This window comes from Bacillus sp. FSL K6-2944 (assembly GCF_038005385.1).
GTDB classification, from domain to species: Bacteria; Bacillota; Bacilli; order Bacillales; family Bacillaceae_G; genus Bacillus_A; species Bacillus_A cereus.
Genome location: NZ_JBBOTE010000001.1, coordinates 2,600,896 through 2,620,340 on the forward strand (window position 1 = coordinate 2,600,896; position 19,445 = coordinate 2,620,340).

A 19,445-nucleotide genomic window follows, 5' to 3' on the forward strand; every position below is an offset into this window, starting at 1 on the left:
CCTCATTCAATACCATTCCAAATGTGTTATTGTACGTTCAATTTCAGGAAATGAATCGATGTACTCAAGTACACGATTCATTTCTTTTTCACAGATAACACGATTTGAGGATACGGAAACAATTGCAATTTCTGTACGTTGCCATACATCTTGGTGCCCAACTTCAGAAACAGCTACATTATAGCGCTGTTTCACACGAGTTAACACACGTTGTAAAATTGCACGTTTCTCTTTTAAAGAATGCACATCGTAAATCATACACTCGAATGAGAGTGAAGCGATAATCATCGCTTCACTTCTTCCATAATGTACGCTTCAATGATGTCCCCTTCTTTAAGATCATTATATCTCTCAATTGTAATACCACACTCATAGTTTTGTGCAACTTCTTTTACGTCGTCTTTGAAACGTTTTAACGTATCAAGTTGTCCTTCGAAAATTACTACGCCGTCACGGATAATACGTACGCCACTATCACGCGTAATTTTACCGTCTGTTACATAACAACCTGCGATTGTTCCAACTTTTGTTACTTTAAACGTTTGACGAACTTCTGCTTGACCGATTACTTTTTCTTCGAATTCTGGATCAAGCATACCTTGCATCGCTGCTTCAATCTCTTCGATTACTTTATAAATAATACGGTGTAAACGAATATCAACGTTCTCTAATTCAGCTGTACGCTTCGCGTTCACATCTGGACGTACGTTAAATCCAATTACAATTGCATTAGATGCAGAAGCTAAAATGATATCAGATTCTGTAATCGCACCTACACCAGTGTGAATGATTTTAACTTTTACGCCTTCAACATCAATTTTACGAAGTGATGCTGCCATCGCTTCAACAGAACCTTGTACGTCTGCTTTTACGATTAAGTTAATTTCTTTTACATCGCCCTCTTGGATTTGTTGGAATAAATCTTCAAGGCTTAATTTAGATTTCTCACCACGTTGTGCAACTAACGCTTCTTGTGCACGTGATTCACCAATTTGACGAGCTTTCTTCTCATCAGCGAATGCCATGAAACGATCTCCAGCCTGTGGTACTTCGTTTAAACCAGTAATTTCAACAGGAGTTGATGGACCAGCAACTTTTACACGACGACCAATATCACTTACCATTGCACGAACACGTCCGAATGAAGTTCCAACAACGATTGGATCTCCAACTCGAAGCGTACCGTTTTGAACAAGTAATGTCGCGATAGTTCCTTTACCTTTATCAAGCTGTGCTTCGATTACTGTACCAGTTGCATAGCGGTTTGGATTTGCTTTGTATTCTTCTACTTCACTTACAAGAAGGATCATTTCTAGTAAGTTGTCAATGCCTTCGCCTTGAATTGCAGAAATTGGTACGAAAATAGTATCTCCGCCCCAAGCTTCTGGAACTAATTCATATTCTGTTAGTTCTTGCATTACGCGATCAGGGTTTGCAGCTGGTTTATCCATTTTATTCACAGCAACAATAATTGGTACTCCTGCTGCCTTCGCATGGTTAATTGCTTCAACCGTTTGTGGCATAACACCGTCATCCGCTGCAACAACAAGGATTGTAATATCCGTTACTTGTGCACCACGAGCACGCATCGTTGTAAATGCTGCGTGACCAGGTGTATCTAAGAATGTAATCTTCTTATCGTTTACTTCAACTTGATATGCACCGATATGCTGAGTAATTCCACCCGCTTCGCCTGCAGTTACTTTTGAGTTACGAATAGAATCCAGTAATGTTGTTTTACCGTGGTCAACGTGTCCCATGATTGTAACTACAGCTGGACGTTCTTTTAAGTTCTCTTCATCATCTTGCTCATCAATGAATGTTTCAAACTCAGTCTCGCTCACAATTACTTCTTCTTCTACTTCAATACCGTAGTCGTTAGCAATTAACTCAATTGTATCTTTATCCAAGTCTTGGTTAATTGTTGCCATAATTCCAAGCATGAAGAGCTTCTTAATAATTTCAGATGGCTCTTTGCTTAATTTTTTAGCAAGATCTCCTACTGTAAGGCTTCCAGAGAAAGTAATTTTATCTGGTGTTTCTACAATTTGAGTTTGTTGTCTACCAGCAAAGTTCTCTTGACGTTTGTCTTCGTTTCCTTTGCCTTTTTTCTTTTTCTTATTGCTGTTCTTTTTACTGCGAACAACTTTTTCTTCTACTTCAAACTCATCTGCAACAGAAGGTTTTTCAGTTTGATATTCATTATCTAATTTATTTACTACTTCATCGTCTAACATTGTCATATGATTCGAAACCTCGATATTCATTTCTTTTAGTTTTGTCATAAGATCTTTACTTGAGATATTATGTTTTTTTGCATATTCATGCACTCGAATTTTACTCATACCTTCACCCCCGGTAATTTGTATCGAGCATGCTACGCAGCTTTTTCGCAAAGCCTTCATCTAACACAGCTACAACGACTCGCTCATCTCTCCCAATCGCATGCCCTAATTGTTGTCGATTTTCGACCTTTCTCATTGGTACGTTGTAGTACGTAGTTTTATCTGTGATGCGTTTTGTAGTATTTACTGACGCATCTTCAGATAGCAATACAAGTTTTGCTTTGCCACTTCGTACTTCTTTTAAAACGAGTTCTTCACCCGAAATAATTTTCCGAGCCCGGTTTGCTAGTCCTAAAAACGATTTCCAATCGGACACTTATTTCGACTCCTTCTCAACAAGCTCAAGAAGCTCTTCATATAAAGAACCGTCGATTTTCGCTTTTAGATGATGTTCCAAAACATTTTTCTTTTGAGCTTGAAGAATGCTCTCCTTGTCCTTCGACAAGTAAGCACCTCGTCCTGATTTTTTCCCAGTTAAATCAATGGACACTTCTCCCTCTTTGGAACGAACAATGCGAACGAGCTCTCGTTTTGATTTCATTTCTTGCGTTGCAACACATTTTCGTAACGGAACTTTTCGATTGCTCATACTCATCACCTCTATTCGATTTCGTCTTCCACTGAATCGAATCCAAATGCGATTACGCTATCTTCTTCTGTTACAATACCAAGTTGTTTCGCATCAGACTCACTCTTAATGTCAATTTTCCAGCCTGTTAATTTAGCTGCAAGACGTGCATTTTGTCCACGCTTACCGATAGCTAATGATAGCTGGTGGTCTGGAACAACTACTGTTGTCGCTTTTTCTTCTTCATCTACAAGTACTTTAACAACTTGTGATGGGCTTAATGCATTTGCAACATATTCAACTGGATCATTTGACCAGCGAACGATGTCAATTTTTTCACCTTTTAATTCGTCTACAATGCGTTGTACACGTTGCCCTTTTGGTCCTACACAAGAACCAACTGGATCAACATCAGTGTTCTCTGCATATACAGAGATCTTAGAGCGATCGCCAGCTTCACGTGCTACAGAACGAATTTCTACAGTTCCATCATAGATTTCAGGAACTTCCATTTCGAATAAACGTTTTAAAAGACCAGGATGTGTACGTGATACGTAAATTTGTGGTCCTTTTGTCGTTTTTTCTACTTTCGTAATGAATACGCGAATACGATCATGTGGTTTGTATTGCTCATTAGGCATTTGCTCACTTACAGGTAATAAAGCTTCTACTTTTCCTAAGCTTACATAGATGAAACGAGCATCTTGACGTTGTACAATACCTACCATAATATCTTCTTCACGATCACTAAACTCAGAGTAAATAACACCGCGCTCTGCTTCACGCACTCGTTGTGTTACAACTTGTTTTGCAGTTTGTGCTGCAATACGACCAAAGTCTTTTGGTGTTACTTCAATTTCTAGTACGTCACCATCTTGGTAGTTTGGATTAATTTGTCTTGCTTCCTCTACAGAAATTTCAAGACGTGGATCAAACACATTGTCTACTACGTCTTTACGTGCTAAAACTTGAATTGTTCCCACTTCTGGGTTAAAGCTCACACGAACGTTTTGTGCTTGATTAAAATTGCGCTTATAAGCAGAGATTAAAGCTGCTTCAATCGCATCAATAATAATGTCTTTGCTAATGCCTTTTTCAGATTCTAATACGAGCAAAGCATCTAATAACTCAGTGCTCATGAAGATCCCCCTTCTAACTAAAACGTAACAGCAAGTCGCGCATTTGCGACTTTATCCATCGAAATTTGGATTTCTTTTTTACGTGTTTTAATTGTTAATAATAATGTTATTGTTGTACCATCGTAAGAAAGCAGTTTTCCTTCAAACATCTTTTCACCATCAATCGGCTCATATGTTTTAATTGCCACTTGTTTTCCTACCGCTTGCTGGAAGTCTTTTTCTTTCTTTAATGGGCGTTCCGCTCCAGGAGATGATACATCCAAAAAGTAAAGATGAGGAATTGGGTCCTCTTTATCTAAAGCTTCGCTTAAACGTTCACTTACCGCACCGCATTCTTCAATGTCGACTCCCTTTTCAGAATCGATGAATACGCGTAAGAACCAGTCTTGTCCTTCTTTCACATACTCTACATCTACAAGTTCAAGATTTAACTCTTCAACGATCGGCTGCGCAAATGCTTCTACAACTTCTGTGACTTTCTTATCCATAAACAGCCTCCTTCCTGCCGTCATGTACCATTTAAAAGAAGAAGACCCCGCCAATTTAAAAACGGTCTATCTTATTCTTTCTCGTTAGCTAACAAAAGCCCCTGCTGTTCAGCAGGGATTATCTGTCTTAGTATTACCAAATTTAAGAAGTAAAACTTGTAACAAAATATGTATATACGACAGAAATCTTTTACCTATCTACGTAGATAAAACATAGATAGTAACACGAAAGAGTGGGTTTCCCCACTCTTTTCTTTACACAATATACATGACATGGTTATCTCGGTTAATAGTATATCATAGGAAATGTTGATTTGCAAAGACTTTTCCTACCTACTAGAACAGTGATAACTGGTTTTGATCTGGTAAGTCTCCTAAACAACCTTGGCTATCTAAATACTCAATAATTGTTTTCGAAACCTTACTTCGCTGTTGCAAGTCTTCTTTTGATAAGAAGTCTCCATTTTTACGTGCTTCTACAATACTTAAAGCTGCGTTTGTGCCAAGACCAGGTACTGCATTAAATGGAGGGATTAATGTATCTCCATCAATAATAAATTCTGTTGCATGTGAGCGGTATAAATCCACCTTTTGGAATGAGTATCCACGCTCACACATTTCAAGTGTCATTTCTAGTACCGTTAATAAACTCTTCTCTTTCGGCGCAGCATCGAGTCCCTTTTGAGCAATTTCATCAATTCTTGCACGTATAGATGCTGAACCTTTCGCCATTGCCTCTACATCAAAATCATCTGCACGAACTGTAAAATATGCGGCATAGAATAACAGTGCAAAATGTACTTTAAAGTATGCGATACGTACAGCCATAAGTACGTAAGCAGCCGCATGGGCTTTAGGGAACATGTATTTAATCTTCTTACATGAATCAATATACCAACCTGGTACATTATTATTTTTCATGTCTTCTTCCCATTCTTCCGGTACACCTTTACCTTTACGAACCGACTCCATGATTTTGAAGGCTAATGATGGATCTAGACCTTGATAGATTAAATATACCATGATGTCATCACGACAACCGATAACTTCGCTCAGCGTACATGTACCGTTATAAATTAACTCGTTTGCATTACCAAGCCATACGTCGGTACCATGTGATAGTCCAGAAATTTGGACTAACTCTGAGAATGTCGTCGGTTTTGTCTCTTCTAACATCTGTCTTACGAATTTTGTACCAAACTCTGGTATACCAAGTGTACCTGTTTTACAGTTAATTTGTTCTTCCGTTACCCCTAACGATTCTGGACCAGAGAAAATTTTCATTACTTCTGGATCATCCGTTGGGATTGTTTTCGGATCAATACCACTTAAATCTTGTAACATACGAATAACGGTCGGATCATCGTGTCCTAGTATATCAAGTTTCAATAAATTATCATGAATCGAGTGGAAATCAAAATGCGTTGTTCTCCATTCAGCACCAATTGAATCAGCTGGATACTGTATTGGTGAGAAATCAAAGATATCCATGTAATCTGGCACAACGATAATACCGCCTGGATGCTGTCCTGTTGTACGTTTTACACCGGTACACCCTGCTACTAAGCGATCAATCTCTGCATTTCGAATCGTTAAGTTATGATCATTTGCATAACCTTTTACATATCCGTAAGCAGTTTTTTCCGCAACTGTACCAATCGTTCCTGCACGATATACATAGTCTTCACCGAACAGTACTTTCGTATAGTTATGGGCACGTGGTTGGTATTCCCCGGAGAAGTTCAAATCGATATCGGGTACCTTATCTCCTTTAAATCCAAGGAATGTTTCGAACGGAATGTCATGTCCATCTTTTACATATGGAATATTACAAGCAGGACATTCTTTATCTGGTAAGTCAAAACCAGAGCCTACAGAACCATCATTAAAGAATTCTGATTGCTTACACTTCGGACATACATAGTGTGGTGGTAATGGGTTTACTTCTGTAATTTCCATCATCGTTGCAACAAATGATGATCCTACCGATCCACGCGAACCTACTAGATATCCGTCTACTAACGATTTTTTCACAAGCTTATGTGAAATTAAATAAATTACGGCGAATCCATGCCCAATAATACTTTTTAATTCTTTTTCTAAACGTGCTTCTACAATTTCCGGTAGCTCTTCACCATAAATGCTACGCGCCATTTTATAACTCATATCACGCGTTTCATCATCAGCACCTTCAATTTTCGGTGTGTATAGATCGTCTTTTACTGGATGCACATCACCAATTAATGACGCAATCTTTTGTGTATTTGTTACAACAACTTCTTTCGCTTTATCTTCACCTAAGAATGAAAAACATTCTAACATTTCATCAGTTGTACGGAAATGTACTGGCGGTAATGAATGTCGATTTAACGGATTGGCTCCGCCCTGCGAACTGACTAAAATTTTACGATACATTGCATCCTCAGGGTCTAAATAATGCACGTTTCCTGTAGCAACAACTGGTTTATCTAACGTCTCACCTAGTTTTACTAAGTTAGAAATAATTGTTTTTAATTGACCTTCGTCTCGAACAAGTTCACGTTCTACTAAATGACGCAACACCTCTGGAGGCATTACTTCAATGTAATCATAGAACTGGGCAATTTCTTCTACCTCTTCAGGTGCCTTTTGCATCATTGCCTCGAAAACTTCACCTTTATCACAAGCCGTTCCTACTAAAATTCCTTCACGGTATTTTTTTAATAGTGACCTCGGCACACGTGGTACACGGTAAAAGTAATTAAGGTGAGAATATGAAACAAGTTTATATAAATTTTTCAATCCAACATCTGATGTGGCAAGTAACGTCATATGACTTGGACGGCCACGCTTATACGCATCCCCTTGTCCCATGCTATCATTTAATTGATCGTGATATTCAAATCCCTTTTCAATTACGTCTTTCAACATTTTCTCAAGTAAATATCCCGTCGCTTCTGTATCATAAATCGCACGGTGATGTTGTGTTAATTCAATATCAAGTTTTTTACACATCGTATTTAATCGATGATTTTTCATTTCTGGGAATAAGAATCGTGCAAGTTCTAACGTATCAATAACGGGGTTATTCGTTTTTTCTAGTCCAGCCTTTTTAAAACCTACGTTAATAAAGCCCATATCAAAGCTCGCGTTATGGGCAACAAGTGTATGGTCGCCCATCCATTCCTCAAACTTTTTAAACACTTCGTCCACTTCAGGTGCATCAGTTAACATATCATCTGTAATACCTGTTAATTCAATGATCGTCGCCGATAATGGTTGATGCGGATTTGCAAAAGATTCAAAGCGGTCAATAATTTCGCCACCCTTTACTTTTACAGCAGCCAACTCAATAACTGTATCGTATACAGCTGATAAACCTGTCGTCTCAACGTCGAAAACAACATACGTTTCCTCTGCAAGTAAACGATGCGCTTCGTTATATGCTATCGGTACACCATCATTAACTAAATTTGCTTCTACACCATATATAACTTTAACTCCAGCCTTCTTCCCCGCAGAATACGCCTCTGGGAAAGACTGAGCCACGGCATGGTCTGTAACCGCAATAGCCTCATGTCCCCATTTACCAGCTTGAGCAACAAGCTTAGAAACTGGAGTGACAGCGTCCATTTGACTCATCGGAGTATGGAGATGCAGCTCTACTCGTTTTTCGCCTTCTGGTGCTTTATCTTTACGAGACGGTCCTGTTATTTCATTAATATCATTTGCAATCATTACTAAATCTCGAACGAATGTATCGTTTTGAACAGAACCACGCGCTTTCACCCACATTCCTTTTTTCAAGGATTGCAGCATTGGAATATCTTCTTTGTCACGCGAGAACATTTTGATCATAATAGAATCCGTATAATCCGTTATTTTTAAAGTTAATAACGTACGTCCACTACGAAGCTCTTTTGTTTCTACATGGAAGACATATCCTTGAACCGTTTTTCTTCTTTCTTCATCTTGAATTTCTCGCATCGGTGTAATCTCTTCATCTGGCTTAATAAGATACCCGAGTGTAATCGGTCCTTCATACACAACGCTGCTTTCTTCAGCTTGCTTCTTCGCCATTTCTTCCATAGCTTGTATAACACGCTCGCGGTCTTCTTGCTGCGTTTGTTCACGAAACTTTTGCATTTCTTCTGTATTTTGCTGTATATGTGTGTCTAACTGAAAACGCGGGAATCCAAAAACTTCGTATTGATCCCCTACTGGTTTCGCAACGTTTTTCTTTAAAGCAGTAGACTCCAGCTCGTTATTCACATTTATTAGCAACTTCACTCCATTCACCTGCGGAAGCTGCTTCTTTAAGTATGCGAACATAGGTGAAAATGTAATTCGTTCCGTACAAAGCGGCCAATACGCCCTCACTTCTTCTTCTGTAAATTGTTTATTCTCTGTTTCTAATGCAAATGTTGTTCTTGCAATATGAGAAAATGATTGCTTAAGCTTTGTTTCTAGCAATTCATATAATTCTGTAGGCAAAATACGTGGCACTTGTAAATCAAAATGCCAACTTTTATTCGCTTTATCAATAACGAGCCTTTCAATACCACCGCCTTGTAAATATTGATTTATAAGGTCGTCTGGTATTTGCAACTGCTGGAGCAAAATTTGAAATCGCTCTTGTTGTTCATTTGTTAAAGACATAAGCACTCTCCTTCCATTTGCTATTATAAATTGAAACGTACCACAAAGAAAGATTTCTCACCTCTTCTTTTACAAAATACGTTTACAAAGAAAGAGAAGGTACCCCATTACGAGGTACCTCTTCTTATTTTAAAATATTTGCAATATATGTTTGAAGTTCTTCTACGTTTACTTCTTCAGACTCACCTGTAGCACGTACTTTCACTTCTACAATACCTTCGTCTGCTTTTTTACCAACTGTAACACGAACTGGAAGACCGAATAAATCTGCATCTGCAAATTTAACACCTGCACGTTCTGCACGATCGTCTAATAACACTTCAGAGCCTTGTTCTTGTAATGAGTTGTAGATATTTTCACCCATTTCACGTTGTGCATCCGATTTCATATTTACTGGAATTACATGCACATGGAACGGTGCTACAGCTTTTGGCCAAACTAAGCCGTTCTCATCGTTAAACTGCTCTGCAATTGCTGCCACTGTACGAGATACACCGATACCGTAACAACCCATAATAAGTGGTTGTGTTTTTCCGTTTTCATCTAGGAATGTTGCGTTCATTGCTTCACTATAACGAGTTCCTAATTTGAATACATGACCAACTTCAATTCCGCGTGCAAAAAGAATTGTTCCGTTTCCATCTGGAGATTGGTCTCCTTCTTGGATGAAGCGTAAATCTGTATATTGACTTACTTTAAAGTCACGTTCTGGATTTACATTTACATAATGGAATCCTTCTTCATTCGCTCCTGAACATCCGTTAACAATTGATGCTACAGCATGATCAGCAATAATTTCGATATCACCTGTTACATTAATCGGTCCTAATGAACCAACTTCACAATTTAATAATGCTTTTACTTCTTCATGAGAAGCAAGCTCAACAACTGAAGCGCCGTATACATTTTTCACTTTCACATCGTTTACTTCGTGATCACCACGAACAAGTACCACTACTAATTTCTCATCTACTTTAAACACCATAGACTTAATGCACTTGTCAGCTGCAATGTTTAAGAATGCAGATACTTCTTCAATTGCTTTTTGGTCTGGTGTTGCTACTTTTTCAAGTGCTTTTTCTGCTTCGTCACTCTTCGTATACGTAGCTACAACAGGAGCCATTTCGATGTTTGCTGCATAATCAGATGTGTCAGAGTATGCAATTGTATCTTCACCAACATCAGATAATACCATAAATTCATGTGTATCTTTTCCGCCCATTGCTCCAGAATCAGCAATAACTGCACGGAAATTCAAGCCACAGCGAGCAAAAATGTTAGAGTATGCTTTATATAAACGATCGTATACTTCATCTAAGCTCTCTTGTGTAGCATGGAAAGAGTATGCATCTTTCATTAGAAACTCTCTTCCACGTAATAAGCCGAAACGAGGTCTTTGCTCATCACGGAATTTTGTTTGAATTTGGTATAATGTTAACGGTAATTTTTTATATGATTTCACTTCATCACGCACAAGATCCGTAATTACTTCCTCATGTGTCGCTCCTAATGCGAATTCACGGGCATTACGATCTTTCATACGCATTAATTCAGATCCGTAAGAATACCAACGACCTGATTCTTGCCACAATTCCGCAGCTTGCATAGCTGGCATTAATAATTCTACAGCTCCTGCGCGCTCCATTTCTTCTCGAACGATACGTTCTACTTTGTGTAATACTTTTAATCCAAATGGTAGAAAGCTATAAATACCAGAAGCATTTTGACGCATAAAACCTGCACGAAGTAATAGCTGATGACTCTTAATTTCAGCATCAGCTGGAACTTCACGTAATGTAGGACTGAATACCATACTTTGTTTCATTTATTTGCACCTCTTCATTTTACTCTTACACGCAGTAAAACCCCTCACCTCGAGTTAGGTGAGGGATTTTATTCTACGAGCTCTATTTCATTATAAGTTTCACTTTATTTTACAAGAAAAACTTACGAATGTCATTCCAAGTTACAACTAACATAAGTAACATTAATAATGCAAAACCAATAAAGTGAACCATTCCTTCTTTTTGGCGATCAATTGGTTTCCCTCGTAACGCTTCAATTAAGAAGAAGAATAAACGGCCACCATCTAAAGCAGGAACTGGTAATAAATTAAATAAACCAAGATTAATGCTTAGAACTGCAGCTAAACTTAGTACACGCGTAAACCCATAATCTACAACTTGATCTGTTAGATTATAAATTCCTACTGGACCTGATAACTCATTAATAGAAAATTGACCAGTTACTAATTTAACAAGAGATTCAAAAATTAGTTTCGTCCATTGGTACGTTTGTTCAAATCCTGATTTAATAGAACCCATTACTGTTTTCTCTACAGGAGAATACACACCGATTCTACCAACTTCGTCTTTTCCTTCTTTATCGAGTGTTGGCGTTACTTTCACATTAAACTGTTCATTATCACGCTTTACTTGTAACGTAATTTCTTTATTTGGGTTTTCACGTACAATAGTAACAACATCTTTCCATGTACTTGTGTTTTTCCCATCAATAGCTTGAATTGTATCATTCTCTTTCAATCCAGCTTGCTGTGCTGCACTGTTATCCATCACTTTTCCGACCATTGGTTTGTCAATAGGAACCCCTTGTACAAATCCAAGAATCACAAAAATAACAAATGCTAAAATGAAGTTCATTGCAGGACCCGCAAAGATTGTTAAAGCGCGTTGCCCTAGTTTTTTCGAGCCAAATTGTCTATTATACGGAGCAATTTGAATTTCTTCCCCCGCAGTAATAATACGAGCCTTTTCATTCACTCGGAATGTTTGAAGCTCTTCCTCGTACTCTTCATAGCCCGAAATTGTTAAATTATGCTCCAAATCAGCTTGTTCGACTTCAATAACACGAACATTTGGATACTTTTCATATCCATCAAAAACTAATTTCACAACTTCGTCTTTTTCATTTAATACAAGGCCAACCTTTTTCCCAGGCTTTAACTCAACTGTGTCCGCATCCTCGCCGGCCATTCTTACATAGCCACCAAGGGGCAGTAATCGAATCGTATACACCGTTTCATTCTTTTCAAATGAGAATATTTTCGGACCAAAACCAATCGCAAACTCGCGGCATAAAATACCTGCTCTTTTTGCGAAATATAGATGCCCTAGCTCATGGAAAAATACGAGTGCACCGAAAATTAATATAAAGGCAATCGCTGTATTCAATTCCATAACCACCTTTGCTAAATTTGTTCCATCACAAACCGTCTTGTGGCCGCATCAATTTCCAAAATTTCCTCTAAGCTCGGTCGTGCAATGACATTGTGATGGTTCATTGCTTTTTCAATGAGGTCTTCCACTGTTAAGAAACCAATTCTCTTTTGTAAAAAGGCTTCAACCGCTACTTCATTCGCTGCGTTCATTACAGCTGGCATACTTCCACCTGCTTTTCCAGCTTCATACGCAAAACGTAAACAACGGAATCGTTCTTGGTCCATTTTCTCAAAATGCAACGTCCCTATTTCCCATAAGTTTAACTGTTTTGTGTCTGAAAGAGGCAATCTATCAGGATATGTAAGTGCGTATTGAATTGGTACTCGCATATCAGGTGAACCAAGCTGCGCCATTACACTACGATCTTCAAATTCAACCATAGAATGGATAATACTTTCTTTATGTAAAACAACATCGATTTGCTCATAAGGGATACCAAAAAGCCAATGCGCTTCAATTACTTCTAGTCCCTTATTCATCATTGTAGCAGAATCAATTGTAATTTTCGAACCCATTGACCAGTTTGGATGTCGAAGCGCATCTTCTACGGTCACATGATGCAATTCATCCCTCGTTTTATCACGGAAACTTCCACCAGAAGCCGTTATAATAAGACGAGAAATTCTTTTTTCATTTTCACCATTCAAGCACTGAAAAATAGCCGAATGTTCACTATCTACTGGAAGTAACGAAACATTATGTTTTCGTGCTGCTTCCATTACAAGATGTCCTGCAGTTACTAACGTTTCTTTATTTGCAATTCCAATTGTTTTTTTCGCCTCAATTGCACGAAGTGTTGGTAACAACCCTACGCTACCTACAACAGCATTTACTACAATCTCCGCATCTGGATGTAATGCTACTTCTAAAAGTCCTTCACTACCATATACAATTTTTGTATTACCAGAAACAGATTGTAATTTTAAAACATCTTCCTCTCTTTGCACAGAGACGATTTGCGGAGAAAATTCTTGAATTACCTTTACTGCGTAGTCAATATTTTTCCCTACAGAAAAAGCAACGAGACGGAATTGGTCTGGGTGCGAGCGTAATACATCTAAAGTTTGTGTACCAATTGATCCGCTTGCACCTAATAAACTAATGTTTTTCATGACTCCAACCCCTCGTTCATTTATTAATTGTATTGTAATAAGAAGTAGAGAATTGGTAAAACGAATAACCAACTATCTGTTCGGTCTAATATACCACCATGCCCAGGTAAAATTGTACCTGAATCCTTTACGCCATAATGACGTTTAAAAGCAGATTGTACTAAATCACCAATTTGTCCAAAAATAGAAATGATAATTGTCAGCACAATTAAAATTACTACATTCGATTCGACTGGGAAGAACACGTTGTAAACAAGTGCCACAATAATTCCACAAACGATACCGCCTAATGAACCTTCAATCGTTTTATTCGGACTAATTTCTGGCCACAATTTTCTCTTGCCCAATGCTTTTCCTACGAAATATGCGCCTGAATCAGTAGCCCATATAACAAATAATGCGCAAAATACATATTTAATTCCTAATATTCTCGTTTCATTTAAATATAAGAATCCCATTGCCACATATGTCGTTGCCATCAGTAAAAATGAAGCATTATCAAAAGTAAATGTATTCTTAGAAAGGACTGTATATGATAAAAGTAATAAAACAATCACAAATGTGATTTCCAATTTACCTAATCCAATCCATGTAAACAGTTCTGATGCACTACTTGGAATTAAAAGAATCCACAATAATACTGCAGCTAAAACTGTCGGTACTGAAATAAGCGTAAGCTTATTCATACGAATTAATTCATATAAACCTATAGAAGCAAGTGCATACACTAAAACCGTAAAAGGCACGCCACCGTATATTACGATGGGAATGAATAGCGCGGCAGCAACCACTCCAGTAATAATTCTCTGTTTCACTACCAAACCCTCTCTTTCTACACGCCTCCGAATCTGCGCCCTCTATGTTGAAAGTCAGTAATCGCATTTAGCAAATGTTCTTCTTTGAAGTCTGGCCAATACACGTCTGTAAACCAAAACTCCGAATATGCAATTTGCCATAACATGAAATTACTAATACGTAGCTCTCCGCTTGTTCGGATTAACAACTCTGGATCAGGTAAAGAACTCGTCATTAAGTAGGAGGAAAGCATTTCTTCACTTACCTCTTCAGAACGAATTTTTCCTTCCTCATTATCTTTCATCATATGTTGCACAGCAGAAACGATTTCATCTCGACTTCCATAGTTTAACGCGAAATTAAGAATTAATCCCGTATTCTCTTTCGTATCTTCCATGGCTTTCTCCATCGCTCTGCGTGTATGCGTAGGAAGACGATCTTTTTGCCCTATTACTCGGACTTGTACGTTTTCTTCAATCAATTCTGGTAAAAATGTACCTAGAAATTCTTCTGGAAGCTTCATTAAATAATCAACTTCCTTTTTCGGTCTTTTCCAGTTCTCAGTTGAAAAAGCATAGAGAGTTAACACTTTCACATTAAGTTTACTTGCAAATTTTGTAATTTTCTTTACAACTTGCATACCTTCATGATGTCCCGCAATACGAGGCATTGCTCTCCTCTTTGCCCATCTTCCATTCCCATCCATAATGATGGCAATATGTTCTGGGATATATCCTTTTTTCACTTCTTCAACGAGATGATCAAACGATGTGTCCTTTTTACCTTTAAAAAAAGGAAAGTTTTTAAACATCATTCATACCCTCCAGCAAGCAGACGTATGCCTAAAAGTGTAAAAAGACCCCCTTAAGAAGAGGGTCATATTTGCGAAGTTATCGCTATTACACTTCCATGATTTCTTTTTCTTTGTTTTTTGCGATTTCGTCAACTTTTGCAATATATTTATCTGTTTCTTTTTGGATATCTTCAGTATATCCTCTTAAATCATCTTCTGTAATCTCGCCAGCTTTTTCAAGCTTCTTAAGATCATCATTTCCGTCACGACGTACGTTACGAACAGCAACTTTTGCTTCTTCAGCATATTTTTTCACAACTTTTACAAGATCACGACGACGCTCTTCTGTTAGTGCAGGGAATGCAATACGAATTACAGTTCCATCATTAGAAGGGTTTAAGCCTAAATCTGCTTTTAAAATTGCTTTTTCAATATCACCGATAGAAGTTTTATCATAAGGTTGAATTACTAGTAAACGCGCTTCTGGAACTGTAATGTTCGCTAATTGCACAACTGGTGTTGGTGCACCATAGTAATCAACTTGTACCTTATCTAATACAGACGCGTTTGCACGACCAGCACGAACTGTTGCTAATTCACGAGAATAAGCAGCAACTGCTTTTTCCATTTTTTCATTTGAAGACTTCAATACTTGTTGTCCCATATTTATTTCCCCCTTACCACTGTTCCGATATTTTCGCCTAAAACGGCACGTTTAATATTACCTTTTTCCATAACTGAGAATACAATTAGTGGAATATCATTATCCATACATAGAGAAGAAGCTGTAGAATCCATTACACCTAAACCTTCTTTTAATACATCTAAGTAAGTAAGCGTTTCGTATTTTGTAGCTGTTGGATCAATAGATGGATCCGCATTATATACACCATCTACATTGTTTTTCGCCATTAAAATTACATCTGCTTCAATTTCTGCCGCACGTAATGCTGCTGTTGTATCTGTAGAGAAGTATGGGTTACCTGTACCTGCTGCAAAGATAACAACACGTTTTTTCTCTAAGTGACGAACTGCTTTACGACGAATGTAAGGTTCTGCAACTTGACGCATCTCAATTGAAGTTTGTACACGAGTTTGAATTCCGATATTCTCCAAGCTATCTTGAAGAGCTAATGAATTCATAACTGTCGCTAACATGCCCATGTAATCTGCCCCTGCACGATCCATGCCCATTTCACTTCCAATTTTTCCACGCCAAATGTTACCGCCACCAACAACAACAGCAACCTCTACATCAAGTTCTGCAATTTCTTTTACTTGTTCCGCAACTGACTTAATAACAGTTGGGTTAATTCCAAATCCTTGCTCTCCAGCTAAAGCTTCTCCACTTAGCTTTAAAACGACACGATTATATTTCGGTTTACTCATAATGAACCTCCAATTGCTTACATCTTTATTTTAAAAAAGGGAACACAATGTGTTCCCTAATCTGTATTAGTTACTACCTTTTACTTGGTTCATTACTTCTTCAGCAAAGTTGTCTTCGCGTTTTTCGATACCTTCACCAACAGCGTAGCGAACGAATCCTTTTAATGTTCCGCCTTTAGACTCAACGAACTGACGAACTTTCATATCAGGGTTTTTAACGAATGCTTGGTCAAGTAAGCAAATCTCTTCGAAGAATTTGCCTAGACGGCCTTCAACCATTTTCGCAACAATTTTCTCAGGCTTGCCTTCGTTTAATGCTTGTTGTGTTAATACTTGACGCTCATGCTCAACTTCTTCAGCTGTTACAGCATCGCGGTCGATGTATTTAGGGTTAACTGCAGCGATGTGCATTGCAACATCTTTAGCAGCAGCTTCATCAGTAGAACCTTCAAGAACTGTTAATACACCAATGCGTCCACCCATGTGTAGGTAAGCGCCGAATGCATCTGCATCAGTTTTTGATACGATTTCGAAACGACGAAGTGTAAGTTTTTCACCAATTTTAGCGATTGCTTCGTTGATGTGCTCTTCAACTTTTTTACCGTTTTCCATTGTTTGAGCCATAGCTTCTTCAACGTTAGCTGGTTTGTTAGTTAATAAGTGAGCAGCTAATTCTTTAATTAGTGTTTGGAAACCTTCGTTTTTCGCAACGAAATCAGTTTCAGAGTTTAATTCTAAGATTAAAGCGTCGTTACCGTTTGTTTCGATGAAAGTTAAACCTTCAGCAGCAATGCGGTCTGCTTTTTTAGCAGCTTTCGCAATACCTTTTTCACGTAAGAAGTCAATTGCCTTCTCCATGTCGCCATTAGTTTCTGTTAAAGCTTTTTTGCAGTCCATCATACCTGCGCCAGTTTTTTCACGTAATTCTTTTACCATTTGAGCAGTGATTGCCATACTTTTCATCCTCCTAAAATATGTATTTATACCTTTTATAAAGGTGTTTATACCTTAAAAAAGGTGATAAAAGGCCGAACCCCTTATCACCTTTCCAACTTTGTTACGCAGTAACAGTTTCTTCACCTTGTTTTGCTTCAAGGATCGCGTCTGCCATTTTAGATGTAAGAAGTTTTACAGCACGAATTGCATCATCGTTTGCTGGGATAACGTGATCGATTTCGTCTGGATCACAGTTTGTATCAACGATACCGATGATTGGAATGTGTAATTTGCGTGCTTCAGCAACTGCAATACGCTCTTTACGAGGGTCTACTACGAATAATGCACTTGGAAGACCTTTCATATCTTTAATACCGCCTAAGAATTTCTCAAGACGCTCTAACTCTTTTTTAAGTTGAACAACTTCTTTCTTAGGAAGTACTTCGAAAGTACCATCTTCTTGCATTCTTTCGATGTCTTTAAGACGCTTGATACGCTTTTGGATTGTTTGGAAGTTTGTTAAAGTTCCACCTAACCAACGTTGGTTAACGAAGTACATACCAGCACGAGTTGCTTCTTCTTTAATAGCTTCTTGTGCTTGTTTTTTAGTACCTACGAATAAGATGTCTCCGCCTTCAGCAGCGATGTCGCGCATCGTTCTGTAAGCTTCCTCAACTTTTTTCACAGTTTTTTGTAAGTCGATGATGTAGATACCGTTACGCTCTGTGAAAATGTAACGCTTCATTTTTGGGTTCCAACGACGAGTTTGATGTCCGAAATGAACACCAGCTTCAAGCAATTGCTTCATAGAAATTACTGACATAATATAGTTCCTCCTAAATGGTTTTTGATATCCTCCGTTTACTTCATCTCTAAGCGAAACTACAAACGTAGCACCAACACTTAAATCAGTAAACGTGTGTACTTTGTACTGACACCACTGCTTACTATATCATACTGAAATATTACAATCAAGTCGAAAATGCGAACAATGTAAAACTTTCTTTGTTCATACTCGAATTCTAGTATTACCAACCTTCTTTTCTTTTAAGCAAAAAAGTAAATACAATTAATAGTTTTCCCAGAAAACACGCTTATGACACTTTTCACAAGCATCTTCTATCCATTGCACAAAAAAACTCTCCTCAATTGAGGAGAGTTTTTTATAAATTAGTTTGTTTTTAATTTAGCAAGTTCTTGTAGAAACTTGTCGTTTAGCACTTTAATGTATGTTCCTTTCATACCTAAAGAGCGAGACTCAATAACACCAGCACTTTCTAATTTACGTAGTGCATTTACGATTACAGAGCGAGTAATTCCTACGCGATCAGCAATTTTACTTGCAACAAGTAAACCTTCTGTTCCATTTAATTCTTCGAAGATATGCTCAATTGCTTCTAACTCACTGTAAGATAATGAGCTGATTGCCATTTGAACAACAGCTTTACTACGCGCTTCCTCTTCGATTTCTTCTGCTTTTTCACGTAAGATTTCCATACCTACAACAGTTGAGCTGTACTCAGCAAGGATTAAATCATCATCTAAGAACTCTTGACCAAGACGAGCTAACACTAATGTACCTAGACGCTCACCGCCACCAACGATTGGTACGATTGTAGTTAAACCTTGACCGAATAATTCTCTGTTTTCTACCGGGAATGCTGTGTAAGCACTGTTCACATCTAAGTTTGAAGATGTTTCTGTAATGTTGAATAAGCTTTGTGTATATTCTTCTGGGAATTGACGTTCTGCAAGCATTTGCTTCATGCGTTCGTTTTCGATTTGTTGGTGAATTGCATAACCTAGTAATTTACCACGACGGCTAACTACGAATACGTTTGCTTCGATTACTTCACACATTGTGTCAGACATTTCTCTAAAGTTTACAGGCTTCCCTGCTGCGCTCTGTAATAACGCATTTAATTTTCTCGTTTTTGCTAATAATTCCATTTCAAAAGTTCCTCCTACATGTTACTCACATATTTTTTCATCACTTGGAAACT

At 38.0% G+C, this 19,445-nt stretch carries 17 protein-coding genes; all 17 read right to left on the reverse strand.

Annotated features, from left to right (window positions below; translation table 11 throughout):
* Positions 1-6: 6 nt before the first annotated feature.
* The 17 genes from MHH55_RS13070 to codY all read right to left on the reverse strand — a co-directional run bounded on the left by MHH55_RS13070 (position 7) and on the right by codY (position 19,392).
* Positions 7-288 (reverse strand): DUF503 domain-containing protein, encoded by a 282-nt coding sequence (locus tag MHH55_RS13070; protein ID WP_000582363.1) that lies wholly within the window; start codon positions 286-288, stop codon positions 7-9.
* Positions 285-2,345, reverse strand: coding sequence for a translation initiation factor IF-2 (gene infB, locus MHH55_RS13075; RefSeq protein ID WP_000036343.1), 2,061 nt, complete (start codon positions 2,343-2,345; stop codon positions 285-287). Before infB ends, MHH55_RS13070 begins: the two co-directional genes overlap by 4 nt.
* Before the next feature lie 4 nt (positions 2,346-2,349).
* Positions 2,350-2,661: a YlxQ family RNA-binding protein gene (locus tag MHH55_RS13080; protein WP_001286523.1), complete on the reverse strand. Its 312-nt coding sequence runs from the start codon at positions 2,659-2,661 to the stop codon at positions 2,350-2,352.
* A complete protein-coding gene (rnpM, locus tag MHH55_RS13085) occupies positions 2,662-2,934 on the reverse strand; it encodes an RNase P modulator RnpM (protein WP_000071127.1) in 273 nt (90 codons plus the stop codon).
* Between the two features lie 11 nt (positions 2,935-2,945).
* Positions 2,946-4,052: a transcription termination factor NusA gene (nusA, locus tag MHH55_RS13090; RefSeq protein ID WP_000102604.1), complete on the reverse strand. Its 1,107-nt coding sequence runs from the start codon at positions 4,050-4,052 to the stop codon at positions 2,946-2,948.
* 17 nt (positions 4,053-4,069) lie between these two features.
* Positions 4,070-4,540, reverse strand: a complete 471-nt coding sequence (gene rimP, locus MHH55_RS13095) for a ribosome maturation factor RimP (protein WP_000359096.1) — start codon at positions 4,538-4,540, stop codon at positions 4,070-4,072.
* Positions 4,541-4,876: 336 nt separating this feature from the next.
* Entirely contained in the window at positions 4,877-9,178 is a 4,302-nt protein-coding gene (locus MHH55_RS13100; RefSeq protein ID WP_078186342.1) for a PolC-type DNA polymerase III, read from the reverse strand.
* A gap of 124 nt (positions 9,179-9,302) precedes the next feature.
* The gene (locus MHH55_RS13105; protein WP_078186341.1) at positions 9,303-11,003 is read right to left on the reverse strand and encodes a proline--tRNA ligase; all 1,701 of its coding nucleotides are present in this window, start codon (positions 11,001-11,003) and stop codon (positions 9,303-9,305) included.
* A 109-nt stretch (positions 11,004-11,112) separates the two neighbouring features.
* Entirely contained in the window at positions 11,113-12,369 is a 1,257-nt protein-coding gene (gene rseP / locus MHH55_RS13110; protein WP_001090243.1) for an RIP metalloprotease RseP, read from the reverse strand.
* Between the two features lie 17 nt (positions 12,370-12,386).
* Positions 12,387-13,529 (reverse strand): 1-deoxy-D-xylulose-5-phosphate reductoisomerase, encoded by a 1,143-nt coding sequence (dxr, locus tag MHH55_RS13115; RefSeq protein ID WP_000790373.1) that lies wholly within the window; start codon positions 13,527-13,529, stop codon positions 12,387-12,389.
* Positions 13,530-13,552: 23 nt separating this feature from the next.
* Positions 13,553-14,344: a phosphatidate cytidylyltransferase gene (gene cdsA / locus MHH55_RS13120; protein ID WP_000813592.1), complete on the reverse strand. Its 792-nt coding sequence runs from the start codon at positions 14,342-14,344 to the stop codon at positions 13,553-13,555.
* Between the two features lie 17 nt (positions 14,345-14,361).
* Positions 14,362-15,138 carry an isoprenyl transferase gene (gene uppS, locus MHH55_RS13125; protein WP_000971296.1) on the reverse strand — a complete coding sequence of 259 codons (777 nt, stop codon included), beginning with the start codon at positions 15,136-15,138 and terminating at the stop codon, positions 14,362-14,364.
* Between the two features lie 85 nt (positions 15,139-15,223).
* On the reverse strand, positions 15,224-15,781 hold the full coding sequence (gene frr / locus MHH55_RS13130; protein ID WP_000531501.1) for a ribosome recycling factor: 558 nt from the start codon (positions 15,779-15,781) through the stop codon (positions 15,224-15,226).
* A 2-nt stretch (positions 15,782-15,783) separates the two neighbouring features.
* Complete coding sequence (pyrH, locus tag MHH55_RS13135; protein ID WP_000042668.1) at positions 15,784-16,506, reverse strand: UMP kinase; 723 nt, start codon at positions 16,504-16,506, stop codon at positions 15,784-15,786.
* A 66-nt stretch (positions 16,507-16,572) separates the two neighbouring features.
* Complete coding sequence (tsf, locus tag MHH55_RS13140; protein ID WP_001018578.1) at positions 16,573-17,460, reverse strand: translation elongation factor Ts; 888 nt, start codon at positions 17,458-17,460, stop codon at positions 16,573-16,575.
* Between the two features lie 103 nt (positions 17,461-17,563).
* A complete protein-coding gene (gene rpsB, locus MHH55_RS13145; RefSeq protein WP_000111485.1) occupies positions 17,564-18,265 on the reverse strand; it encodes a 30S ribosomal protein S2 in 702 nt (233 codons plus the stop codon).
* 347 nt (positions 18,266-18,612) lie between these two features.
* Entirely contained in the window at positions 18,613-19,392 is a 780-nt protein-coding gene (codY, locus tag MHH55_RS13150) for a GTP-sensing pleiotropic transcriptional regulator CodY (RefSeq protein ID WP_000421290.1), read from the reverse strand.
* Positions 19,393-19,445 lie beyond the last annotated feature (53 nt).